Below are 23,966 nucleotides of genomic sequence, written 5' to 3'. Positions count from 1 at the left end.
GCAAGGTATATTTTTTAACTACCTTTGCCCATACAGTAAACCCCAAATTTTTTATTTAGTTCAACAAAAAATGTACGCAATTCCTCAATTAAAATACACAGAATCAGGCAATTTCTTGCTAATGGCAGGGCCTTGCGCCATCGAAAGCCGCGAAGTAGCTTTTGAAATAGCAGAACGCATTCAGAAAATCACGGACAAATTAGAGATTCCTTGGATTTTCAAAGGCTCTTACCGCAAAGCCAACCGCACGCGCTTAGACTCTTTTACGGGTATCGGCGACGAAAAAGCACTTCAAGTGTTGGCTGAAGTAAGCAAACACTTTGGCGTTCCGACGGTAACGGACATTCACGCCGCCGAAGAAGCCGCCATGGCCGCCGCTTACGTGGACGTGTTGCAAATTCCTGCGTTTTTGTGCCGCCAAACGGATTTGTTGGTGGCTGCCGCCAAAACAGGCAAAACCATTAACGTGAAAAAAGGGCAATTCCTGTCGGGTTCGGCCATGCGCTTTGCAGTGGACAAAATCCGCGAATCGGGCAACCCTAACATTATTCTTACGGACAGGGGCAATAGTTTCGGATACTCGGATTTGGTGGTTGATTTCCGTAACATTCCAGATATGCAAGAAAACAAAGTGCCAGTACTCATGGACGTAACGCACTCGCTCCAACAGCCCAACCAATCGTCGGGGGTTACGGGCGGCAAACCCGAACTTATTGGCACGATTGCGAAGGCAGCGATTGCCGTAGGCGCAGACGGTTTGTTCATTGAAACGCACCCACGCCCAGCCGAAGCCAAATCCGATGGTGCCAATATGCTGCATCTGGACAAGTTGGAAGAGCTTTTGACGGTTTTGGTTAAAATCCGTAAAGCAGTACAGTAAAAATATATTTTATACAAACCAAAAAAGCCTTTGGATACACATCTAAAGGCTTTTTTGCATATTTTTTAACAAAGAAAAATACTAATCAGAATCCAGCAAGTTGCCCAAAATGCCGCCGCTTTCTTTGTGGCTGTTACTGCCGTGCGGTGCGAGTGCCTGTACCAGTTTACTGATTGGCATAGACTGTAACCAAACGCGACCCGTGCCGCTTAGCGTAGCTAAAAACATTCCTTCACCACCGAAAAACATAGACGTAAGTCCGCCAGTGCGCTGAATATCAAACGAAATTTGCGGCTCAAAAGCCACCACGCAACCCGTATCCACGCGCAAGGTTTCGTTGTTCAATTGTTTTTCTATCACCGTGCCGCCAGCGTGAACAAATGCCATGCCGTCGCCTTGTAATTTTTGCAAAATAAAACCTTCGCCCGCAAAAAAGCCCGAACCAATCTTTTGATTGAAGTGCATACTCACTTTTGTACCCAACACGGCACACAAAAAAGCATCTTTTTGCACAATAAGACACTGACCTTTAACGGTTTGCAAATCTACGGGGATAATCGTACCAGGGTAAGGTGCCGCAAAACCAACTTTACTTTTGCGGTGGCCTTGATTGGTAAAATGTGTCATGAAAAGCGATTCGCCCGTAATGATACGCGAGCCGACAGCCTTTAATTTGTCAAAAAAGCCGCCGTGCGGATTAGAACCATCGCCCATTTTGGCCTCAAACTGTATGCCTTCTTCCATGTAAAGCATCGAACCCGCTTCCGCCACAACGGTTTCTTGTGGGTCGAGTTCTACTTCTACAATCTGAATGTCATCACCAATGATTTTGTACTCGATTTCTTGAGATTTTCGCATTGTTATTGTTTGTTTTAATGCCTAACACTACAACGAAGATAAAAGCATTTTCCCAAAAATGAAATAAAAAAAGGCGGCGAAATGTAAAATCTCACCGCCTTTGGCTTTGTTATAGGTTTCTGTCTTTGAGGAATTGTTCCCAATCGGCCAGAATTTGTTTTTTGAGTACACGCGGAAATTTATTTTGTCCGCCTTCTTTGCCTCTCATTCGCATAAAGTCATAAAACACGCTGGTAGGCAATACTTTAGCTGACACATCACGCAAAGCGTGTTGGCGTTCTACACGATAATCGTCGTTAAGTACGTTCAGGTATTTGTCTATTTTCTGAATCAGCTCATCGGCGTTAGCCTCGTCGTCCGTGCCAATGTACCATTGGTGCGCAAACAAATTGCCGTGTGGCACGCCAGCCACCGCAAATTCGCGAATATCAATGTTAAAATCTTCGTTAGTGAGCTGAATGGCTTTGTTCATATTTTCTACGGACAAATGCTCGCCGCACATACTGATATAGTGTTTGGTACGGCCTGTAATTACGATTTCGGCCTTTTCTTTATCAATAAAACGAATTACATCACCAATCATATACCGCCACGTGCCCGCACAAGTCGAAAGCAGCAGCGCGTAATCTTTGCCTTCTTCTACTTGGTCTATCATCAGCGTTTGGGGATTAGACACCAAATCGCCGTCGGCATTGAAATTATCGTCCGTAAACGGGATAAATTCAAAGAAAATACCGCTACCCAACGACATAGACATTCCTTTGTCTTCGGGGCGTGCTTGGTAGGCAATGAAACCTTCCGAAGCCAAATAGGTTTCCATGTACTGCAAAGGCTTGGCCAAAAGCGATTCAAAACCCTTTTTGTACGGCTCAAACGAAACGCCGCCGTGCGTGTAAATGGTCAGATTCGGCCAAATGTCATGGATTGTTTTTACGTTATAGTGCGCTATGATTTTTTCCATCAAAAGCTGAATCCACGCAGGAACACCCACAATTACGGAAATATCCCAGTCTTTGGCTTGAAGCGTAATTTCGTCTAATTTCTTCGCCCAGTTCTGATTTTCAGCGATTTGCTTGCCAGGTTTGTAAAAACTCTGAAACCAAAACGGCAATTGTTTGGCCTGAATGCCGCTCAAATCGCCTTCAAAATACGGACCTTTGTAGGTAAGTTTGGTACTTCCGCCCAGCATTAACACGCCTTTTTCAAACGCTTCGTTAGGAACGTTGTAAGACGGCAACGACAAAATTTGTTGGATACTGGTCTTCTGTATGGCTTTGGTCATGGCCTTCGTAATGGGAATGTGCTTGGTAGCCGCCTCCGAAGTGCCCGAACTCAAGGCAAAATACATGGTTTTGCCCGGCCAACAAACGTCTTCTTGGCCTTCCAAAGCTCTGTGCCACCATTTCGTAAACATTTCGTTATAAGTGAATATAGGCACACGTTTGGTGTATTCTTCATAAAATTTATGAGGGTCGGCATCGTACATCGAATCAATGATTTTATCGAACTGGTAGGCGCGACCAAAGGCAGTGTCTTGGGCTTTGAAAAGTAGCTTGTTCAACTCTTTCTTCTGCAACACAAAAGGAGGTTTGGGCTTACGCTCGGCGCGTTTGCGAATGGCTAAACCTTTTTTTAATAAAGCACCCAATAAGGCCATATTATCTGTTTCTTATGTAAAAAATTGGTAAAACGTCGTTGCTTTCCTTCCTGCAACTTTCGGGGTTTTGAAATTCTTTTTATCGAAAACAAATTTAGTATTTATTGTGCGTTTGCTCACCAAAACGTAAGAATTTGTAAATCAGTATTGCGTATATCCAAATGATTATCAGTTTATTACCTATCAAATAAATTTTACTTAATTTTTTTATTACATCTTTTTTTGTAATTTTGAAATAATTATTATTCAATATTTTTTATATTAAATGCAAAAAATATCCTTACGCGCCAACGCCAAAATTAACATTGGGCTACACATTACGGCCAAACGCCCCGACGGTTACCACGACATTGAGTCTTGTTTTTACCCTGTCGGTTGGGCGGACGAGATACAAATCAGCGTGGTCGAGCAAACTACTTTCAGTTACGAAGGTTTGCCCATACAAGGCGCAACCGCCGATAATTTGTGCCTGAAAGCGTATTATTCCCTCAAAAAAGACTTTCCCGCGCTACCCGACGTACATATTCATTTGGTCAAAAACGTACCGATTGGGGCAGGCATGGGTGGCGGTTCTTCCGATGCGGCCTTTACACTCAAAGGCTTAAACCAACTCTTTAATTTAGGTTTAAATAACTCACAATTAGAAGATTATGCCAGAAAATTGGGCAGCGATTGCGCTTTTTTTGTAGAAAATAAACCCACTTTAGCCACCGAAAAAGGCGACGTTTTTAGTCCGTTGGGGCTGTCGTTGGCTGGAAAATATATCGTGATTGTGTATCCGAGTTTGCACGTAAGCACTGCCGAAGCGTACAGCGGCGTAAAACCCACGCAACCCGCAACGGCTTTAGATGTTTTGCTTAAAGCTCCGCTTGAAACGTGGCGTGAAACCGTGCAGAATGATTTTGAAGGTAGCGTAGCGGCCAAATATTCGCAAATCACTGACCTAAAAACAGATTTGTATGGATTTGGGGCGGCGTATGCGAGCATGACGGGTTCGGGTTCGGCAGTCTTCGGGATTTTAGAGAAAAGTGTAAATGACTCTGTATTAGCACATTTCGAGCAAAAACAATACAGCGTTTGGGCAGGGATTTTAGAATAATTTTGTATAGATGTCACGCCTACGGCGTTTGTTTATTAAAAATATAGATTGCTACAAAGATAACAAGCCCAAGGGCTTTAATAGATTTTGAAATAAATCCGTTAGGATTGGAAATCTTTGTAGCAAATAATTACAACACGTCCTTAACGCCGTTAGGCGTGGTATCTTCATTTATCTAAAACTAAAAATCTAACACAAATGTAGGATTGGCGTTTGGTAAGAAAAAACATACTTTTAGCCGAACAAAAGCCCTTTACTTACATGAAGAAGTTATTTTTTCTTGTTTTAATTATACTACAAAGCAATACTTTTCTGTTTGCTCAGACATCGGAAGCCGACGCGCTTTACGAATCGGCCTTGCGCAAAACCGACCAACAGCAATTCAAGGAAGCCAACACGGACTTTGAGAAGGCCGCCAAACTGTACGCCGCCCAAAACGCTTGGCAAAAATACGTTTCGTGTCAAAATGGGCGCGGCTGGAACTTCGTGGAGCTTGGCCAAACCGAAGAAGGCATTAAAGTATTTGATGAAGCCATCAAGACAGGCACGGCCAAACTCGGACAAGCCAACACGAGCGTAGGCATGGCCTACAACAACCGCGCACAGGCCGCCATGCACTTGCTACACTACGACCAAGCCATCGCCGACTACAAACAAACCATTGCCATCTGGACACCACTCTTAGACAAAACCAACGCGAGTTTGCTCTATACGCGCGGCAATTTGGCGATGGCCTACGACCGCAAAGGTGAGTTTGAACTGGCTATCGGGATTTATCAGGAGCTTGTGGCGGATTTTCGGCAGATTCTGGGAGAGCAACACCCCGAAACCGCCAATTTGTACAATGCCATCGGCGTGGCTTATGCCCAACAAGGCAAGTTGGCGCAAGCCCTCGAACAGCAAGAAAAAGCCCTCAAAATCAGGCAAAAAGTATATGGCGACAACAGCAACGATGTAGCCAAAACCTACCGAAACATGGGTTACGCTTGTTTGGAAGGCAGCAAAACGGATAAAGCCATTGAGTATTTTGACAAAGCCCTGAAGATTCACCAAGCCGTATTTGGCGACAACCACCGCGAAACCGCCGCCTCTTATGCGGGTTTGGCTTCGGCCTATGCCGAGAAACCCGATTACAAACAAGCCGAAAATTTGATGCTCAAGGCCGTTCAGATTCAAATGCAGACCGAAGGTCAAAGTGTGCCATTGGCGGCGAATATGAGCAAATTAGGCATCATTTACGCAGAACAAGGCGACTTTCAGAGTGGCGTGTTGTGTTTGGAGAAAGCCTTGCAGATAGATGAGGCCGTAATTGGCACGCGCAATCACCCCGAAATCGCCACAGATTTTCTTAACATCGGGGTTTTGCACCTCAGACAAGACAACCACATTCGCGCCGCCGAATATTTCGCAGAAGCCATTAAAATACAAGGCTTTACGCTTAAAGCTGACGACGTGCGTTTGGTGAACAGTTACAATTTGTTGGGCTTGGTGCTTTTGGCCGAAACCAAATACAAAGAGGCTTTAGAGCTTTTTGAGCAGTCTTTGGTGATTGTCAAAAAATCCTATGGGGAAAACAATTTGCAAACAGCCACTTGTTACCATCACATCGGCGGCGCGTACTATGGCTTAAAGGATTACGCGAAGGCGCAACAGTATTTTGAAAAATCCGTACAAATCAAGAAAGGCATTTTGGGCGCAAAGCATTTGCAATTACAAAATTCGTATGTGAATTTGGGAAAATCCTACATTTATAACAAACAGTATAGCAAGGCTTTGGTTAGTTTGGAGGCGGCGCAGGCTTGCGTGCGTCCTGTTTTTGGTGAAAAAAGCGAAAGACTTGCCAGCGTGTATCACGAAATAGCCGTTGTACATTTGATGCAAGGCAAAACCGCGCAAGCCCTCACACAACTGCAAAACGGCCTACGTTCTTCGTCCGAAACATTCAATAACCCCGACATTTACACCAATCCCAAAGCAGAGCAACTTGCCCCGACCTTGGATGTATTGTTGTTGCTCTCAGACAAAGGGCAAGCCTTAGAAACGCAATACGCCGCCACACACAAGCAACAAGATTTGTTGGCGGCCTTCGAGACCTACGAAACGGCCATCGCGCTACTGAGCATTATGCGCAACAACTACGACACGGAATATATGCGCCTGTACATTGGCAATGCGGGTTCGGGGCTATACGAAAAGGCTTTGCGCACGGCGCGAGGTCTGCAACGCATTACCCAAAACGATGATTTTTTGTATAGAGGCATGGCCGTAGCCGAAAAAAGCAAGGCGGGAACACTGCTCAATGCCATTCAGGACGCTAACGCCGTGCGTTTTTCAGGTTTGCCCGATTCGGTACAAGCACAAGAAAACCGTTTGAAAAATGCCGCCGATTATCTGCAACGCCAACTCAGCGAACACGCCGCCGACAAAGAAGCCTTAGACAGCGTAAAACTAATGCGTTACGGTGTGGCATTGGCCGAAATTCGCCGTGAGTACAATTATTTTCTAAAGAATTTGGAGAAAAATTATCCGAAATACTACGCCTTGCGTTACAGCAACAAAACCATTGATTTGAAGGCGATTAAGCATAATTTATTAAAAGAAAATGAAGCCTTGATAGAATATTATGTAGGCAAAGATTCGATTTATGCGTTTGCGGCCACGCGCACCCAGATTCAAAGTTTTGTATTGCCACAAGAAAATATTTTGGCCTACGATGTGGGGCTTTTGCGCAAGCAAATCGCCAGCGAAAAAGCACTGCGACTTTACCCGACGTTCAGATATTTTACCCAAACAGCCCACGAACTTTACAAAACGCTGCTTGCACCCGTAGAAGGACTTATCGCGGGCAAAGACCTTATCATTGTGGCCGACCGCGAACTAAACCAGTTGCCGTTTGAAGTGCTACTGACCAAAGAATACACAAGCAATGAGCAGGATTACAGCCGTTTGGATTATTTGCTCAAAAGCCACACGGTACGGTACGCGAGTTCGGCGGCGGTATTGGCAGAACTTACGGCGCGCAACGAACGTAATGCCCCGAATGATTATTTGGCCTTTGCGCCTGTGTTTGCGGAAGGTTCGGGCGTGGGTAAGGTAAAAGAACAAACGGGCATTTTCAGGCCGCTAAAAACCAACGAAAACGGCGTGCGCGGTTATTTAAGAAACGAAACCATTGCCCCAATTCCCGAAACAGCGACGGAAGTGGCGGCGGTGGAGAAGATTTTTACCCAACAACAAGGCAAAACCAAGGTTTATACTTTCGGCGAAGCGCACGAAACACAGCTCAAAGGCATGGATTTGGACAGTTACAAATACGTGCATTTCGCGACACACGGCTTCTGTACCGACCACAACGCCACCGACGCGGCGGGTATCATTCTTTCGCAAGAAGGCAACAAATACGACGACGGTGTTTTGTATTCGGGGGAAGTGTATGGCTTGCGCCTCAACGCTAAATTGGTGGTGCTCTCAGCCTGCGAAACGGGACTTGGCAAGGAAGTGAACGGCGAAGGGCTTACGGGCTTGGCTACGGGCTTTTTTCACGCGGGAGCAAATGGCGTGGTGGTGTCTTTGTGGCAAGTAGCCGACCAATCGACCTCCGAACTAATGATTTCCATGTTCAGGAAACTTTCCCAGCAACCCAACAACGCCGAAGCCTTACGCGCCGCCAAACTCAAACTCATTGGCCAACCGCAAACGGCTTCGCCTTTCTTTTGGGCGGCGTTTATTTTGCAAGGAAGATAATTAATTTACTGTAATACAGTTGATTAAGGCCGCATTTGCGGCTTTTTTTATGAATGTGGAAAACTTTTTTCAAAGCGTGTCACCCTTTTTCCTTTCGAGAAACGTCTTATATAAAAATGGGCTGTTAAATTCCTATCTACTCCATTTCAAAGTTAGATAGGTAACATATTTAAACTTTATTAAAATGAAAAAAATTAGTTTATTACTCTTTGTAACAATCTTTACTTTACTACAATCTTGTAACAAAGTAAATGAAACTTCTTGTACCTCTTGTATGTCGGAGAACTATAGTTTTGTCAATATAAAATTTCCTAACAAAACCCTTAATTTGAGATTATTTGTAGATACACTATACAACTACTCATATCTTGATGGAAGTGGCATTAAAAATTTGAATACAACTAATTTAGTGTTTGATGGATTTGATTTAAATAAATTAATACCCAATAAAGATAGTATTGTAATGTATTCTATCTATTTGGATAAGTTTATAAAAAATCAAGACAGTCTAACTAATAATAATTTTTTAGGTGTTTTATTTTATATAAAAAATAAAAATAAAATAAATACAAGACTATTTGCATATAAGAATTCTAAATTAGTGGAATACCCTAAATACCGCTTATCAAGTAATTATATTTCCTCTAATGATATTTACGATATCGGTATCATAAACTTCAAAAAAATGCATTCTTTTATTGGTTTTATGGGAAATGTAATCGTGCCTAACAATAGTAATAATAAACGAGACTATTTGCAATGGGTTATAAAAAGAGAGTTAAATAAAATAAATACTCCAATGGCTCCTGGAGGAGGTCCTGTGAAATATTGTAAGAGGCCTTGTGAGAGCTCTGCTGGGGATTGTAAATTTTATTTTTTCATTCAGCCTCCAGTTCTATGTGCAAATCCAGATAACACTGTTTGTAGAATTAACGATGTAGTCCATGTAGAAGGGAACAATCATGATGATTTACTAACAAATCTGTATGATTTTCGAGATAATGTATTGACTAATGGAAACAATGGGCAACATTACATAGATTTATACTATCAGTTAAGCGACAGACTACCATCAGAGCGCATTACTTATGATTTCGCGGTACAAACGATTGATTTTATAGAAAATGTTGTTCTTGGGATGACTACAAGTTTGGTAAGAAATCCCCAAGCCGAGTCTGTATTATACGATGACACCAAAGCGAATATAATCATCAATTATTTATCAAATGTTAAACCCTTATACGAAGATGATGAATCTCGCAGAGAAATAGACCGTTTGATAGATGATGTTAGAGTGCATACTAACCAATCTAATGCAGAAATTACAAATTATTTGAATCAATAATAAACACAAAATCGCCCCTAATCCGTTAGTAGCTAACCATTTTACTAACTTCGTAGGGGCGATTTGTTTATTCAAAAGGAAAGCGTTTATTCGCTTTTGGCTTCTAAGGCTTCCTCTTGGAGCATTTTATCCAAAACTTGCTCTATAGTACTAACGGACAAATAGAGTTGTTCGTAACTGTCTATCACAAAATATTTTTCTTGGAAAACGTCTTTGCGGTAAGGGCTGCGCATAATCTCCTCAATATCAAAGGGCAAATGACGCGGTACGTCCGAAAGTGAATATTCCGTTTCGCCGCCAGAGGAGAGAATCCCCGCGCCATAGATACGCAATTGGCCGTTTTCGCGGATAAGCCCAAACTCCACCGTAAACCAATACACACGCCCCAGTACTTCAATCGCCAATTCGCTGTCCAAGTGCTTGAGCGCAATGCGGCTCACGGCTTGCAAAAAGTCCGTGTATGCGGTGTTGGTAAGCAAAGGCACGTGTCCGAATACGTCATGGAACATATCGGGTTCTTCCAGATAATCCAATTGGCTCATTTTGCGCAACCAGGTAGTAGCGGGGAACTGCTTGTTTAGCAACAGATTAAAGAAAATGTCATTGGGCACAATGCCAGGCACTACGGCCAACGACCAACCCGTAAAATCCGCTAAACGTTCTTTCACTTCGTCGAAATGCGGGATTCGGTCTGCCGTAAAGCCAATGCGTTTGAGTGATTCTTGGTACTCGGCAGAAGCGGCGGCGGGCAAACGTTTCATTTGTCTCTCAAACAAGATGCGCCAAACTTCAAAATCTTCGGGCGTGTAACCGTCGTACTGTTGTTGTAATAAATTCATGGGATTTTTGAAATAGTTAAATGATTGAATGTCAAAAAGAAAAGAGGCCAAATCCTTGCTCGGAAATGGCCTCTTTGGTAGTATCTTTAGTATCGTCGAATAAAAATCAAAACGCTACACGTACACCGTATCGCACTTTCCGAGCTTTTGGCCGCAAGTGTAATAATAGCAGTAATATGTAGTCTTGTTGTTTCTCATGTAAGCAAGATGATTGATTATTATCACAAAAGCAAATTTTTTATCATACAAAAATTAGTCTTCTTGTACGGATGCTTTGGCATTGTGTTGTAAAATATTGGTTTCCAATACAGATTCTATTGGTTTAAGCAAAAGCGCAATGAGGAGTTTGATCAAAATCACCCAATATACTGCCAACACGTTTTGGGTCATGTTCTCGATTACCCATTCGATGGCCTCCGACACAATGAAAAGCCCCACGGCAATAAATAACACAATGGTAGCAGCCCTGCGGCCTGCACGTGCTTTGGTCAGCGCGTCCACCGTTTCTTGTAGTTCTTTGTTTTTGAAGTTCAAATCTTGATTGATTTGTCGAATTTCTTCGGCTTGCTGTTGCAACGTTTCGTTAGCCTGATTCAGTTTTTTCTGCAACCTGTCCGAAATAGACGTTACTACGTCCAAATCGGCGGCGGCGGTATCATTGGCCACTGTTTCGGCATGATGTACTGTGGCTGGCACGAGCGGCGGCAAATCGTCGCCCATATTGAGTAGCTCTTTGGCCAAATCCCGAATATTTTGCGGAATAGATTCCGATGGCCTTGCCGTATTCGCTGTTACGCCATTTCGGGGAGGTGTCGTAGATTCTATTACATTCACTATGCTACCGTCTGCATCAACCGTAATTACTTCAAACGGAACTTTCAGAATAGCTTTATAATCCAAACCCGCTTCTTCCACATCCGTATCGCCATCTTCCACAAACCAGCTAATCATTACTGCTTTGTCTGTGTTTTGATACAATTTTTCCAGCTTACGCATGATTTCCAGTAAATACTTGGACGTGCTGGTATTAAAGTATTCCAAATGAAATTTTACATTCGTCTCTTCATTGGGAATAACTATGTAATTATCTATCCACACAAGAATAGGGGCAAAAAATTCGGAAGCATTTTCGGGAATAGATTTGCCCATAAATTCAAAGCGTTCGTTTTGAGCATCTAAAACGACGGCGGGTAGATACGTTTCCTTTTCTAATATAATGGCTTCCATTGGCTGTTAAATTTCCACGAAAGTAACCAAAACAACCAAAATATTAAATTGTATTTGTATATAAATTGTAAAAATTCTACAAAAATCAAATTTAATACAGAAATATTGTTTCGTTATATAAGATAAATACTATTAAAATTACATTAAAGCATACGATATGTTGTGTAAGCCAAGTAGATAAAATACAAAGCTAACGCACTACTTACGCTTGCAAAAAGAAAATATTGATTACGTTTACTTGGGGTTTTGATGGCCAAAAGAGCCGACGAAGCCGCCAAAAGCAGCATCAGAACGGAAAAAATAAGCCCAATTAAAAACCATGTAAATGAAGTATTCGCGGTAAGTAATAACATCAACTGCATTGTTTTAATTGGGCTAAATCTATTTGTAATGAATTAAAATCTAATGAGAAACCGTATCCGAATGTGCTTCCAGATTAAACAAATCGTTCAACACATCTATCAAAGTATCGGCTTCGCCGCGTTTGCAGGCCGCTTTAAGCTGAAGCACTGGCAGTTTAATGATTTTCTGCATCATGCCTTTGGTGATTTTGTCCATTAGCTTAACATCATCTTCCGAAAGTTGCTTCATATAACGAGCCATTTCCTCTTGGCGAATTTGCTCCAACGCGTTTTTGAGTTTGTTAATGGTCGGCGACACTTCCATTTCTTTTGTCCAGTCCGAAAACTCGGCCATTGCGTCATTGACAATGCTTTTTACTTTCGGAATCGCCGCCAAACGACGCTCCAAAGCCTCCGTTGCGCGGTTATTGATATGGTCGATGTTATAAACCAAAGCTCCCGCCACTTCTTCCACGTCGGCGGCTACGCTGCGCGGCATCGAAAGGTCAAGGAAATATTTGTAAGACAAGCTGTTAAGAGCTTTTACTTCTTCTTTGCTAATCAACGGTTCGTTGCGTGCCACAGAGCTAATAATCACGTCGGCGGCGGCAATTTCTTCCCACAACTGCTCGAAAGGCGCAACGCGCATTTCGCATTCGGCGGCCAACTCTTCGGCCTTAGATTGCGTGCGGTTGCAAATCGTTACGTTTTTGATGCGTGTATTGGCCAAATTGCGGCAAACGTCCGCACCAATTTCTCCGACACCTACCACCAAAACACGCGGTTGAGCAATATCTGCGGTAAGTTCTTCCACCAATTCCATCGCTGCATACGACACAGAGGCCGCGCCATCGCGGAAATTTGTTTCTTGTACTACTTTTTTGTTGGCAAAGAAAATCGTGTGTAACAAACGGTGCAAGAAAGGCCCAGCCAAGTCAGCATCCGCACACCATTGGTAGGCGTGTTTCACCTGATTGATGATTTGCATATCGCCCACCACTTGCGACTCCAACCCAATGGCCACTTCAAACAAGTGTTGGGCGGCTTGGCGGTGATCGGTGATGGACACGAAACAAGACGCTATTTCGCTGTAGCTCACGCCTTTGTGCGTGGCAAGCATCGTCAAGATTTCGTGTGTGTAGTCCTGTGGTGCGCTATAATATATCTCGGTGCGGTTACAAGTCGAAAGAATAAAAAGGTCTGTAACGTCGATAATATCTCGCAGCTGTTGCAAAAGCATTTTGCAATCATCCTCGTTGAGCGCAACACGCTCACGCAGTTCTACAGAAGCAGTTTTATAAGATAAAATAGTTGCTTTAAAATGGTAGTACATAGAAGAAACCTCCTAAGCGTATAAGTAAAAACAGTTCCTTTGTGTCTTAAAAATGGGGGAATAAAGCAAAAACACACTTCTTCCCGTATTAGTTTTGCAAAAGTATCGTTTAATTGCGTGTGGCTGTATGATAAAAATCAAAACCATAGTAATTTAGAAAGATTACAAATAAAATAGCTAATTACCGCGATTTTTCACTGAATTATCCTATATTTTTCCTTCGTAAAATGAATATTTATCAGAACCGTTCACGTTTTAAAATTGGTATTGTATTGCTGGCCGCCCTGATTGGTTCGGTGTCGGTGCTCTATACCAACCGTTTGGCCAAACAACTCTCTGAGCGTGAAAAAAAACTCATCGACCTGTACGCCAAAGCCTTTGAATCCATTAATAATTCAAACTTAACGGACGACGTAACATTTCTTACCCACGAAATTATCGCCGCCAACAACACCATTCCCGTCATTCTGACTGATGCGGAAGGCAATATTTCGGCTACGGCCAACATCGACATCCCAAAATTCAAAAACGATGCCAAGCGAAAAGAATGGTTTGACAACGAAATTGCCCTGATGAAAGGCCAACACGAACCCATAATCATCACTTACGAAGGCACGGTTACCAATTATATTTATTACGAAAACTCCATGCTGCTCAGGCAGTTGCGTTATTATCCGTACATACAACTCTCGGTCATTGGGATTTTGGGCTTAATCGCGTATTTGGCATTTAGCTATTCGCGCCGCGCCGAACAAAACCGCGTTTGGGTGGGGCTGGCCAAAGAAACAGCGCACCAGTTAGGCACGCCGATTTCGGCACTCATGGCATGGGTAGAATATTTGCGCACCGACCCGCGTTTTGATGGCGAAAACGACGAGATTCTCAACGAACTGGACAAAGACATTAAGCGACTGGAAACCGTAACGGCGCGTTTCTCTAATATTGGTTCGGTGCCAGCCTTTCAGGAAGCAGTGGTGTATGACCTTATTAATCAAAATGTTGAGTATCTGCGCAAACGCGTTTCCAGCAAAGTAAGCATCAATTTGGTAGCCGAAGGGCGCGTACAAGAATCTACTTCGATGATAAGCCCGCCGCTACTGGATTGGGTGGTGGAGAATATTTGTAAAAACGCCGTTGATGCCATGAACGGCACAGGCCGCATTGATATAGTGCTTACGCGCATTCCCGACGACAAAATCGCCATAGACATCAGCGACACGGGTAAAGGCTTACCCAAAAATATGCTTAAAAAGGTGTTTGAACCAGGTGTAACCAGCAAAAAACGCGGTTGGGGCTTGGGGCTTACACTGGCCAAACGCATTATAGAGGAGTATCACAAAGGCAAAATTTTCATCAAACATTCCGAAATAGGCAAAGGCACTACGTTTCGTATCATTCTAAAAGAATAGTGAATTGTAAAGATGTACATTTTTGGTGTATCTTGCGCCCCGTTTAGCTATTTAGCCCATATTTTGACTTTTTGGGCATTCCTTCATCAATCAAAAAAATGAAAACATATTTTCGTATTCTTTCTTTCGCTCAACCGATTGGTCGTTACGCATTGCCGTATTCCATTACATCGGTGTTGAGTATTTTTTTCGGTTTAGTTAATTTCTCGCTCCTTATTCCTGTGTTAGATGTGCTTTTCGGGAAAGTTTCGCCCGAAATGTTGGCCATCAAAAAACCAGAATTTGCGCTTACAATAGATTATGCCCAAAATTGGTTTAACTACAATTTGGCACAAAAAGTATTAGAGGGCGGCAGCGGCGTAGAAGGCAAAATGGCGGCGTTGCAGTTCGTTTGCATCATTCTGATTATATCGGTTTTACTTTCCAATGTGTTCAAATATTTGTCTATTCTCGTAATAGAGTCCCTTAGAACCAATACGTTACGCAATTTAAAACAAGTACTTTTCGATAAAGTTTCGGGCATGCACTTGGGCTTTTTCTCGAACGAACGCAAAGGCGACATCATGGCGCGTATGACTTCGGACGTGTCGGAAGTAGAATACTCGGTGGCTAACTCGCTGACTGTGATTTTCCGCGAACCGCTGACCATTATCGGCTATTTTGTGGTTTTGCTCAAAATTTCGGTAGAGCTAACACTGTTTACACTCATTGTTATTCCTATTTCGGGGTTAATTATTGGCTCTATTTCCAAACGCATGAAATCCGCCGCCAACGCAGGCCAAGAATCTTGGAGTAGAACCCTGACCATTCTGGACGAAACACTTGGCGGAATGCGTGTAATTAAAGCCTTTAACGGCCAACAATACATTCGCGACAAGTTTGCCAAAGAAAACCAAAACTTTGCGGAGTTGTCTTTCAAAACTGCCAAACGCCGCGAACAGGCTTCGCCGTTTTCAGAATTTAGCAGTATTTTAGTGATTTCGGGCATTTTATTGTATGGCGGCGGCTTGGTGATTTCGGGCGATGCCGACGCGCTCAAAGCCAGTGAATTTATGACGTATTTGGCGATTTTCTCGCAAGTGTTGCGCCCAGCCAAAGCACTATCAACGTCGTTGAGCAATATCCAAAAAGGTATCGTTTCGGGAGATAGAATTTTTAAACTCCTTGACACGCCCGTTGAGCTTCAGGACAAACCAAATGCACAAAAATTGCCTTCGTTTGAAAAAGCCATTGATTTTAAGGAGGTTAGCTTCGGTTATGGGGATAAAATCGTATTGTCGGATTTGAGTTTCACCCTCCAAAAAGGAAAAACCATTGCACTTGTCGGACCTTCGGGCGGCGGCAAGTCCACCATTGCCGATTTACTACCGCGTTTCTATGACCCTTTGTCGGGAAGTATTAGCATAGACGGCCACGACCTACGCGACTGCGACATTGAGTCCGTGCGTGCGCAAATGGGTATCGTAACGCAAGAATCTATTCTTTTTAACGATACCATTTTTAATAACATTGCTTTTTGTAAAACCGATGCCACGCCAGAAGAAGTAATTCAGGCCGCCAAAATCGCCAATGCGCATGATTTCATTATGCAAACCGAAAACGGCTATCAAACCGCCATCGGCGACAGAGGCATGAAACTTTCGGGTGGCCAACGCCAACGCCTTAACATTGCACGCGCCGTCCTGAAAAATCCGTCTATCTTGATTCTGGACGAGGCTACCAGTGCTTTGGATACCGAATCCGAAAAACTCGTACAAGAAGCCTTGTTCAATCTGATGAAAAACCGTACCTCATTGGTCATTGCGCACCGACTCAGTACGATTCAGCACGCCGACGAAATTTTGGTAATCCAACAAGGCCGCATCGTGGAACGTGGCACACACACCCAATTACTTGAAAATGAAGCGGGTTTGTACCGAAAACTCAATATGATGCAAAGCCTGTAATACTGGATTATTTTAGCCAAATACAAAAAAATAGGAACAATATTGCGTTTTGCACTGTTTTCGCAACAATGGATTGTTATTTTTGCAGAAACGTATCCGTGAAAACGGTATATTTTAAGCTAACTTTTTTGTTTTATCAAGATAATAACCAACAGCACGACAAACAATGGCTATTATAATAACAGACGAATGTATTAACTGCGGAGCTTGCGAACCCGAGTGCCCAAACACTGCTATCTATGAAGGTGGCGTAGAATGGACTTGGGGCGGCGGTACCAGCCTTACGAAAGTAGAAATTGAAGAAGGCGTTTTTGTGGATGGAAAAGAGAAACAAACGCCAGTTTCTGACGAGTTTTATTACATCGTACCCAATAAATGTACTGAATGTAAAGGCTTCCACGAAGAACCGCAATGCGCTGCGGTTTGCCCTGTGGATTGCTGCGTAGATGATCCAGACTACCGCGAAACAGACGAAGAACTGCTCGAAAAGAAAGCATGGTTGCACAACGAATAGTATGGACACCAACTAAAAAAAGCCTTGATAATCAAGGCTTTTTTTAGTTTATTCTGTGGCTTTCTTGGCGGCTTTTTTCTTGTACAAAGGCACGTTGCTGCACGCTTCCCCAAACATGAGGCTGGCCACATACGGCTTTAGTTGATAGGCCAGTTCCGTATAAGCAAACACGGGCACATCATATTTGTTGCAGCCTTTCACGATTACTTTGGCATCGGTCAGGGCGGTTTTGTCTATTCGGGCGATGGCCTCTTGGTACAAAGCCTGCTCCAGCGTTTGCAAGTCCCCGAATACCACGCGGTGCGCGTATGGCTCAAACTGCGTGGCCAACAACATATACGCCCACGTCGGGACGATGGCATCGGCACTGCACGTAATAGCAATGTTTTTACCTTCGTATTGTGCCCAGTCGTGTTGTTTGATAAAGTCTCTGAAATCTTTTTCGCGCAACAAAAGCCCCTGAAACAAATGCGGCGCAATGTCCCATAACACTCTTTCTCCAGCATGATAATAATCTTCCAAATTGATCGTAATTAGTCCGCTATTGGCAACGCGATTAACAATGTTATTTTCTTCTGTCATAAAAATTAAAGCAAAAAAGGATTAGACAAGCTCCTGTTAGGAAACAAATTATTACCTAAAATTGGTTCTATAAGTAAACCCGCCGCCTCGCCGCCAAAGTAGCATAATCCATCGAATTATCATACCTTTGCAGCCTGTTCGGAACAAAAACGATTATTTTTTAATCTCTAACAACTACATAATCAGTTTGATTTACCCTAAGAATTTTGAACAAAAAATCGGATTCGACCAAATCCGCCTCTTACTCAAAGCCGAATGTGCAGGCACGCTCGGCCATGCTTTTGTAGATAAAATCCGTTTTTCGGATAAATTTGATAACCTCCAAAAACTGCTGGCACAAACCAACGAGTTTAAAGACATCGTGTTGTACGAGGACAGTTTTCCCAACCAACATTTCAACGATGTAAGCACGCATTTGCGCAAAGCCGAAATAGAAGGCACTTGCCTCGACGAACAAGAATTTACCGACCTGAAACTCTCGTTAGGGACGATAATGGCTTGTTTGCGTTTTTTCAAGCAAAAAGAAGAAGACCGCTACACGCAATTGCGGGAGCTGACGCAACTGGTGGAGTTGGATAAAAAATTGCAAGAACGCATTGAATTTGTAATAGACGAACGCGGTAAAGTACGCGATACAGCATCTTCGGAGCTGCAACGAATCCGCCGCGCCATTATCTCAGAGCAAAGCACCTTGCGCCGCCGCCTCGATAACATTCTGAAAAGTGCTAAAAATCAAGGATTTATAGACGATGACGTAAACTTGACCGTGCGCAGTGGCCGCATGGTGATTCCCATCGCCGCCGAACACAAACGCAAAGTAAAGGGCTTCGTGCACGACGAGTCGGCCACAGGCCAAACCGTATATATTGAGCCTGCCGAGATTTTCGATGCTAATAATAACATTCGTGAATTAGAGTACGAAGAACGCCGCGAAGTGTTCCGAATCCTGCTACAACTCACTGATTTTGTGCGTCCTTACGTGCCCGCTTTGCGCAAGGCTTATACTTTTTTGGGATTAATTGATTTCATTAGAGCCAAAGCCCGTTTCGCACTCGAAATTGGCGGCAATATGCCCAATTTCACCAAAAGGCAACACATTAGCTGGCAAAATGCCAAACATCCGCTTTTGCTGCTGAGTCATCGCAAACAAGGCCGTAGTATTCAGCCGCTTAACATCGAGCTGGCACACGACAAACGTATTTTGGTGATTTCGGGGCCCAACGCTGGCGGTAAATCCGTTTGTCTCAAAACCGTTGGGTTGGTGCAATATATGATACAATGTGGCTTGCTGCCGCCCATGGATTTAGGCTCGGAAGCTGGTATTTTTGAAGAAATATTCATTGACATTGGCGATGAGCAATCGCTTGAAAATGACCTAAGTACTTACAGTTCGCACCTTACCAATATGCGCCAGTTCATAAAATTGGCGGGGCGTAGGTCGCTGTTTCTGATAGATGAGTTCGGCACAGGCACAGAACCCAATTTTGGCGGCGCAATTGCCCAAGCCATTTTGGAAGAGCTGAACAAAGTACGTGCCTTTGGTGTAGTAACGACGCACTACGGCAACCTGAAAGATTATGCCCAACTTACACAAGGCCTTATCAACGGCGCGATGCGTTTTGATGTGCAAAATCTTGAACCGCTGTATCAGTTGGAAATCGGTAAACCTGGTAGTTCGTTTGCGTTGGAAATTGCCGAAAAAATTGGTTTACCTAACATCGTAATTGAGCACGCTAAAAATAATGTAGGCGAAAAGCAAGTGAATTTGGATAAACTGCTACGCGAGTTGGAAATAGAACGCAAAGTATATGCCGACCGCAACTTGCAACTCCAAATCAAAGACCGCCAATTGTCCAAAGCCATTACCGACTACACGGAACTGAAAAATACGTTGGACAATCGCCGAAAAGCCGAACTTAACGACGCGCGTGCCAAAGCCCGTGCCTTAGTGCAGGAAGCCAACCAACGAATTGAAACAGCTATTCGCGAAATTCGGGAGAGCAACGCCGACAAAGAGCAAACCAAAGAGGTACGCAAAAGTATAGAAATTTTCAAAGAAAGTCTTGCACCTGAAATTCTCGCAAATGTTCCTGATTCGAAGAAAGATGCAAATAAAAATGAGCCAGTAATTAACCTTATTGGCGGCGCGATAGAAGAAGGCGACTATGTTCGCGTGCGCGATACGGGTACGGTGGCCGAAGTCTTGACTGTTCGGGGCAAAGAAGCTGAAATTAGAATGGGTGAATTAAAATCTTTGATTAAAATAAACCGACTCGAACGCATTAGCCGCAAAGACTACCGCAACAGCTTGGGCGCACCCGAAAGCCCGCAGTCACGGATGCAAGGCATTGACCTGAACGAAAAAATGATGGCCTTTAGCTTTAACCTTGACCTTCGGGGCAAACGCGGCGAAGAGGCTATCACGGAGGTAGATAATTTTATAGACAATGCCATTATGCTCGGTACGCCAGAGCTGCGCATTGTGCACGGAAAAGGGGACGGGATTTTGCGCAACCTGATTCGGACGCATTTGCGCCGTTACAAACAAGTGGCCACCATGCAAGACGAACACCCCGACAGAGGCGGTGCAGGCGTTACGCTCATTACGTTGCGCTAATGTATTTTTCTTGATTTAAACATGAACTTTACCCCAACTTACAGGCCGCCCGCTTGGCTTCGGCTCGGCGGCGGCCATTTACAAACCATATTGCCCGCACTTTACCGAAAAGTAGAAGGCATTGACTATCATCGCGAAAGACTTTGGTTGCCCGACGAAGATTTTTTGGATTTGGATTGGTTGCGCCACCCAGCGGCCACGTCGCCACGCCTTGCCATACTTTCGCATGGGCTGGAAGGCGACTCGCATCGTCCGTACCTGATGGGCATGGCCAAGCATTTGTACAATTGCGGTTATGATGTGTTGGCGTGGAATTTTAGGAGTTGTAGTGGGGAAATGAACCTGCAAAAACGTTTTTATCATAGCGGCGCAACAGAAGATTTACGTTTTTTGGTGAATTGGGTAAATGAAAAACAGCAATACCAACAAATTGATTTGGTGGGCTTTAGCTTAGGTGGAAACTTGACACTCAAATATTTAGGAGAAGAAACGCCGCCGCCAATTATCGGCAAATCGGTCGTGTTTTCAGTACCTACGGACTTGGGCGGCGCGTCGGAGCGTATTTCTACGGGATTCAGCAAAGTGTATTCGGATAGATTTATGCGAACGCTTACCCAAAAAATCCGTTTAAAAGCGGCTAAAGTTCCCGAAATCGACCTTGCGCCACTGGCTTTACTCAAAACGCTCAAAGATTTTGACGATGTTTATACTGCGCCTTTGCATGGTTTCGGGACGGCAGCTAATTATTACGCGAGTTGTTCGGCCAACAGATTTATTGCTGATATTCAGACTCCTACACTCATTGTCAATGCCCAAAACGACCCGTTTTTGTCGGCAGCCTGCTACCCAAAGCATCTGACCCAAAAACATGAATTTGTTACTTTGGAAACACCCGAACAGGGCGGACATTGTGGTTTTACGCAAACAGGCCTGCACGATGTTTATTGGTCGGAGTTACGCTGTGAGTCCTTTTTATTGGGGAAAAATTAAATTCACTTTCAGGCAAACAAACATTATTTATAAAAACAAAAAAGCCACCTTGTTACGGGTGGCTTTCCTTTTTAGTGGCTGGCTGGCTTGTCTGTTAGGCCTGCACGGTATAAGAAATTTTGATACATGGCCTCATAATCGGCATTTGTTTCGATTTTGAGGGCTTCTTGGTAGGCGTTAAGCGCATCAACGTACATGTGATTGTCTTCATAAAACGCCGCCAACATGATTTTGCTCAACGAAGATTTTGGGTCAATGTCAGCTTTTAGCGCAGTCAAATCTTTATTGATGGTCTCGGCTTTGGCCGTCGGGATAATCTGCAAACCGTGTTTGTCTGATTTATGGTCTTTGCTGTTATGGCCTTTTGCCGTTACGTGCCACAGACACATTTTAGCTTTTCCCACAGGTACTTTTGCAAAATCTATGGTAAGCGTCGTATCGGTTGTTTCTTTCTGGAACAAAACTTCTTCGCCCAGATTCGTTACCGAAACCACATAGGTTTTTACGTTAGGCACTTTATGCCAGTAAAATGTAGCATTCTGTGTAGCGTTTAGCTCCGTCATAGAAGGCACTAAGGCCTTTACTTCTACTTCTGGTGTCAAGACTTTTGCCTCACGGGTTACAGCCCCTGTTACGGCCATGTATTGCTGGTGGTTTTTCTTAACACTACTTTCTTTATCTTTAGAAACCTCCTGAATCACGTAATTGGCATAACGCTCGCTTACGCTTGAGCCGCTTGTTCCGACTTTTGCCGCCAATTCGCTTACAGCATAAGAACCCGCTGCGCGAAGCTCCAACGTTTTGCCTGATTTGTGCACCAAACCCACAAACGCGCTATTACCAACTTCTACAACATCATCTTTATAAAGTTTTTTCCCTGCCGAAATAGTGGCTTTGTCGGCAGTCGTGATGCTTCCACGCGAAGCCAACACTTTAAAAACTTCGTCTTGCGCCTGAGCTGCCACTACTGTCAAGCCCAAAAATAAGGTAGAGAATACTTTTTTCATGTTTATTGTTGTTAATTTTTTAAGACCAAATGAAAACTTATGTAGCATTTTTTATGCCAAAATCGCATAAAACTAACTTCTTTTTTGCGTATATGCTGAAACCGTAACAAAGGTAAACAAACTTTATAAAAAAATACATATTTAATACGCAAAGAATAATAAAAACATTTTTTTGAATTAAAAGTATGTTTTTTATACAAAATGCTATTACATTCGTTTTTGTATTGGCATAACCTCATAAAACTATGATTTTTTTTGAAAAAAGCGAAAGGCTAAACAACGTTCACTACGAAATACGTGGCCCAATTGCCGAAAAAGCTGCTGCTTTAGAAAAATTAGGGCATAAGATTATTAAACTCAATATCGGGAATCCTGCGCCCTTTGGCTTTGATGTACCTGACGAAATTATCCAAGATATTATATTAAATCTCCGTCAGGCGCAAGGCTATTCTGATTCTAAAGGTCTGTTTGCTGCTCGTAAAGCAGTTGTTCACTATGCGCAAACTAAACATATTCCAGATGTACAAGTAGATGATGTCTATATCGGCAATGGCGTAAGCGAACTTATTTTGCTTTGTATGCAAGCCCTGCTTAATGAGGGGGACGAAGTCTTGATTCCTGCGCCAGATTATCCGCTTTGGACAGCAGCCACCACACTTTCAAGCGGAAAAGCTGTGCATTACCTTTGTGATGAGGCGTCCAACTGGTACCCAGATTTGGCAGATTTGGAAAGTAAAATCACTTCACGCACGAAAGCATTGGTAATTATTAACCCCAATAACCCAACGGGAACGGTTTATCCCAAAGAAATTATAGAAAAAATGGTGGCTACTGCCGAAAAACACCACCTTATTATTTTCTCCGATGAGATTTACGACAAAATCCTGTACGATGGCGTAGCGCATCATTCGCCCGCCGCCTTCACCAAACAAACGCTTTGCGTTACGATGGGCGGTCTTTCCAAAAACTACCGTGCAGCAGGATTTCGGGCGGGTTGGCTCATCTTGAGCGGCACGAAATCAAGAGCGAGTTCTTTCATTGAAGGACTTACCTTGCTTTCGAGTATGCGTCTGTGTAGCAATGTGATAGCGCAATTAGGTATCCAAACAGCACTGGGCGGCTACCAAAGTATTGATGATTTGGTATTGCCGACAGGCCGCCTGACACGCCAACGCGATATTTGCCACAAACTTCTGACCAGCATAGACGGCGTGAGCTGCGTAAAAGCACAAGGCGCGTTTTATATGTTCCCAAAGATAGATTTAGAACGCTTTGATTTTAATTCGGATCAAGAATTTGTATTGGATCTTTTGGCCGAGCAGCACGTTTTCTTGGTGCATGGCTCAGGTTTTAATTATCCCCAAAACAACCATTTCCGTGTAGTGTTTTTGCCAACGGTAGAGGAAATTAATGTGGCCGTAGGCCGAATAAAAACATTCCTAAACGCACACCGTAGCTAATAACACAACGAAATTAGTGTTTAAGTTTACGAACAGCCTTTTTGAGTTTACAAACAACTTAGGTAAAATCTTATTTCACTTATACCTTTGTCTTATTGTTTAGAGAGAGGCAAAGCGA

18 protein-coding genes are annotated in these 23,966 nt (G+C 43.4%); 10 read left to right on the top strand and 8 right to left on the bottom strand.

Features of this window, described 5'->3' with window-relative positions:
* Positions 1–70: 70 nt before the first annotated feature.
* Entirely contained in the window at positions 71–880 is an 810-nt protein-coding gene (kdsA, locus tag BM090_RS13505) for a 3-deoxy-8-phosphooctulonate synthase (protein WP_091514322.1), read from the top strand.
* A gap of 81 nt (positions 881–961) precedes the next feature.
* Here kdsA and BM090_RS13500 read toward each other — a convergent pair whose 3' ends face one another.
* Complete coding sequence (locus BM090_RS13500; RefSeq protein WP_091514153.1) at positions 962–1,738, bottom strand: TIGR00266 family protein; 777 nt, start codon at positions 1,736–1,738, stop codon at positions 962–964.
* A 109-nt stretch (positions 1,739–1,847) separates the two neighbouring features.
* Positions 1,848–3,395, bottom strand: coding sequence for a GH3 family acyl-acid amido synthetase (locus BM090_RS13495; RefSeq protein WP_091514148.1), 1,548 nt, complete (start codon positions 3,393–3,395; stop codon positions 1,848–1,850).
* A 265-nt stretch (positions 3,396–3,660) separates the two neighbouring features.
* On the opposite strand from BM090_RS13495, the gene ispE reads away from it, so the two are divergent.
* From ispE to BM090_RS13480, 3 genes are all read left to right on the top strand, one after another.
* Entirely contained in the window at positions 3,661–4,494 is an 834-nt protein-coding gene (ispE, locus tag BM090_RS13490) for a 4-(cytidine 5'-diphospho)-2-C-methyl-D-erythritol kinase (protein WP_091514144.1), read from the top strand.
* 261 nt (positions 4,495–4,755) lie between these two features.
* Positions 4,756–8,238, top strand: coding sequence for a CHAT domain-containing protein (locus tag BM090_RS13485; protein ID WP_091514140.1), 3,483 nt, complete (start codon positions 4,756–4,758; stop codon positions 8,236–8,238).
* A 184-nt stretch (positions 8,239–8,422) separates the two neighbouring features.
* Entirely contained in the window at positions 8,423–9,583 is a 1,161-nt protein-coding gene (locus BM090_RS13480) for a hypothetical protein (protein ID WP_143083977.1), read from the top strand.
* Between the two features lie 86 nt (positions 9,584–9,669).
* Here the strand turns inward: BM090_RS13480 and phhA are convergent, their stop codons facing one another.
* The 4 genes from phhA to hemA form a co-directional block, all read right to left on the bottom strand.
* Positions 9,670–10,422 carry a phenylalanine 4-monooxygenase gene (gene phhA / locus BM090_RS13475; protein ID WP_091514133.1) on the bottom strand — a complete coding sequence of 251 codons (753 nt, stop codon included), beginning with the start codon at positions 10,420–10,422 and terminating at the stop codon, positions 9,670–9,672.
* Positions 10,423–10,674: 252 nt separating this feature from the next.
* Complete coding sequence (locus tag BM090_RS13470) at positions 10,675–11,649, bottom strand: DUF1987 domain-containing protein (RefSeq protein ID WP_091514097.1); 975 nt, start codon at positions 11,647–11,649, stop codon at positions 10,675–10,677.
* A 143-nt stretch (positions 11,650–11,792) separates the two neighbouring features.
* Entirely contained in the window at positions 11,793–12,002 is a 210-nt protein-coding gene (locus tag BM090_RS13465; RefSeq protein ID WP_143083976.1) for a hypothetical protein, read from the bottom strand.
* A 49-nt stretch (positions 12,003–12,051) separates the two neighbouring features.
* Positions 12,052–13,323 (bottom strand): glutamyl-tRNA reductase, encoded by a 1,272-nt coding sequence (gene hemA, locus BM090_RS13460; RefSeq protein WP_091514091.1) that lies wholly within the window; start codon positions 13,321–13,323, stop codon positions 12,052–12,054.
* A gap of 227 nt (positions 13,324–13,550) precedes the next feature.
* Between hemA and BM090_RS13455 the strand changes: the two genes are divergently transcribed.
* The 3 genes from BM090_RS13455 (at position 13,551) to BM090_RS13445 (ending at position 17,192) form a co-directional block, all read left to right on the top strand.
* Positions 13,551–14,732: a sensor histidine kinase gene (locus tag BM090_RS13455; protein WP_091514087.1), complete on the top strand. Its 1,182-nt coding sequence runs from the start codon at positions 13,551–13,553 to the stop codon at positions 14,730–14,732.
* Positions 14,733–14,830: 98 nt separating this feature from the next.
* Positions 14,831–16,678 (top strand): ABC transporter ATP-binding protein, encoded by a 1,848-nt coding sequence (locus BM090_RS13450; protein WP_091514084.1) that lies wholly within the window; start codon positions 14,831–14,833, stop codon positions 16,676–16,678.
* 166 nt (positions 16,679–16,844) lie between these two features.
* The gene (locus tag BM090_RS13445; protein ID WP_091514082.1) at positions 16,845–17,192 is read left to right on the top strand and encodes a 4Fe-4S binding protein; all 348 of its coding nucleotides are present in this window, start codon (positions 16,845–16,847) and stop codon (positions 17,190–17,192) included.
* Positions 17,193–17,240: 48 nt separating this feature from the next.
* Here the strand turns inward: BM090_RS13445 and BM090_RS13440 are convergent, their stop codons facing one another.
* A complete protein-coding gene (locus BM090_RS13440; RefSeq protein WP_091514079.1) occupies positions 17,241–17,774 on the bottom strand; it encodes a DUF2480 family protein in 534 nt (177 codons plus the stop codon).
* A 187-nt stretch (positions 17,775–17,961) separates the two neighbouring features.
* Between BM090_RS13440 and BM090_RS13435 the strand changes: the two genes are divergently transcribed.
* Both BM090_RS13435 and BM090_RS13430 read left to right on the top strand, forming a co-directional pair.
* Positions 17,962–20,391 (top strand): endonuclease MutS2, encoded by a 2,430-nt coding sequence (locus tag BM090_RS13435; protein ID WP_091514075.1) that lies wholly within the window; start codon positions 17,962–17,964, stop codon positions 20,389–20,391.
* Positions 20,392–20,412: 21 nt separating this feature from the next.
* Positions 20,413–21,381: a YheT family hydrolase gene (locus tag BM090_RS13430; protein WP_091514072.1), complete on the top strand. Its 969-nt coding sequence runs from the start codon at positions 20,413–20,415 to the stop codon at positions 21,379–21,381.
* Positions 21,382–21,452: 71 nt separating this feature from the next.
* Here BM090_RS13430 and BM090_RS13425 read toward each other — a convergent pair whose 3' ends face one another.
* Entirely contained in the window at positions 21,453–22,388 is a 936-nt protein-coding gene (locus BM090_RS13425; RefSeq protein ID WP_091514065.1) for a hypothetical protein, read from the bottom strand.
* A 245-nt stretch (positions 22,389–22,633) separates the two neighbouring features.
* On the opposite strand from BM090_RS13425, the gene BM090_RS13420 reads away from it, so the two are divergent.
* Positions 22,634–23,848, top strand: coding sequence for a pyridoxal phosphate-dependent aminotransferase (locus tag BM090_RS13420; protein WP_177199936.1), 1,215 nt, complete (start codon positions 22,634–22,636; stop codon positions 23,846–23,848).
* Positions 23,849–23,966: the final 118 nt, after the last annotated feature.

The sequence above is a fragment of the Flexibacter flexilis DSM 6793 genome (assembly GCF_900112255.1).
In the GTDB taxonomy this organism is placed as follows: domain Bacteria; phylum Bacteroidota; class Bacteroidia; order Cytophagales; family Flexibacteraceae; genus Flexibacter; species Flexibacter flexilis.
Note: the sequence above shows the minus strand (reverse complement) of the source record. Positions and strands in the feature narration are given on the sequence as shown.

Excerpts from the sequence above, each read along its gene's own strand:
- kdsA (WP_091514322.1), top strand. The coding sequence starts at position 71 with ATGTACGCAATTCCTCAATTAAAATACACAGAATCAGGCAATTTCTTG.
- BM090_RS13500 (WP_091514153.1), bottom strand. The coding sequence starts at position 1,738 with ATGCGAAAATCTCAAGAAATCGAGTACAAAATCATTGGTGATGACATT.
- BM090_RS13495 (WP_091514148.1), bottom strand. The coding sequence starts at position 3,395 with ATGGCCTTATTGGGTGCTTTATTAAAAAAAGGTTTAGCCATTCGCAAA.
- ispE (WP_091514144.1), top strand. The coding sequence starts at position 3,661 with ATGCAAAAAATATCCTTACGCGCCAACGCCAAAATTAACATTGGGCTA.
- BM090_RS13485 (WP_091514140.1), top strand. The coding sequence starts at position 4,756 with ATGAAGAAGTTATTTTTTCTTGTTTTAATTATACTACAAAGCAATACT.
- BM090_RS13480 (WP_143083977.1), top strand. The coding sequence starts at position 8,423 with ATGAAAAAAATTAGTTTATTACTCTTTGTAACAATCTTTACTTTACTA.
- phhA (WP_091514133.1), bottom strand. The coding sequence starts at position 10,422 with ATGAATTTATTACAACAACAGTACGACGGTTACACGCCCGAAGATTTT.
- BM090_RS13470 (WP_091514097.1), bottom strand. The coding sequence starts at position 11,649 with ATGGAAGCCATTATATTAGAAAAGGAAACGTATCTACCCGCCGTCGTT.
- BM090_RS13465 (WP_143083976.1), bottom strand. The coding sequence starts at position 12,002 with ATGTTATTACTTACCGCGAATACTTCATTTACATGGTTTTTAATTGGG.
- hemA (WP_091514091.1), bottom strand. The coding sequence starts at position 13,323 with ATGTACTACCATTTTAAAGCAACTATTTTATCTTATAAAACTGCTTCT.
- BM090_RS13455 (WP_091514087.1), top strand. The coding sequence starts at position 13,551 with ATGAATATTTATCAGAACCGTTCACGTTTTAAAATTGGTATTGTATTG.
- BM090_RS13450 (WP_091514084.1), top strand. The coding sequence starts at position 14,831 with ATGAAAACATATTTTCGTATTCTTTCTTTCGCTCAACCGATTGGTCGT.
- BM090_RS13445 (WP_091514082.1), top strand. The coding sequence starts at position 16,845 with ATGGCTATTATAATAACAGACGAATGTATTAACTGCGGAGCTTGCGAA.
- BM090_RS13440 (WP_091514079.1), bottom strand. The coding sequence starts at position 17,774 with ATGACAGAAGAAAATAACATTGTTAATCGCGTTGCCAATAGCGGACTA.
- BM090_RS13430 (WP_091514072.1), top strand. The coding sequence starts at position 20,413 with ATGAACTTTACCCCAACTTACAGGCCGCCCGCTTGGCTTCGGCTCGGC.
- BM090_RS13425 (WP_091514065.1), bottom strand. The coding sequence starts at position 22,388 with ATGAAAAAAGTATTCTCTACCTTATTTTTGGGCTTGACAGTAGTGGCA.
- BM090_RS13420 (WP_177199936.1), top strand. The coding sequence starts at position 22,634 with ATGATTTTTTTTGAAAAAAGCGAAAGGCTAAACAACGTTCACTACGAA.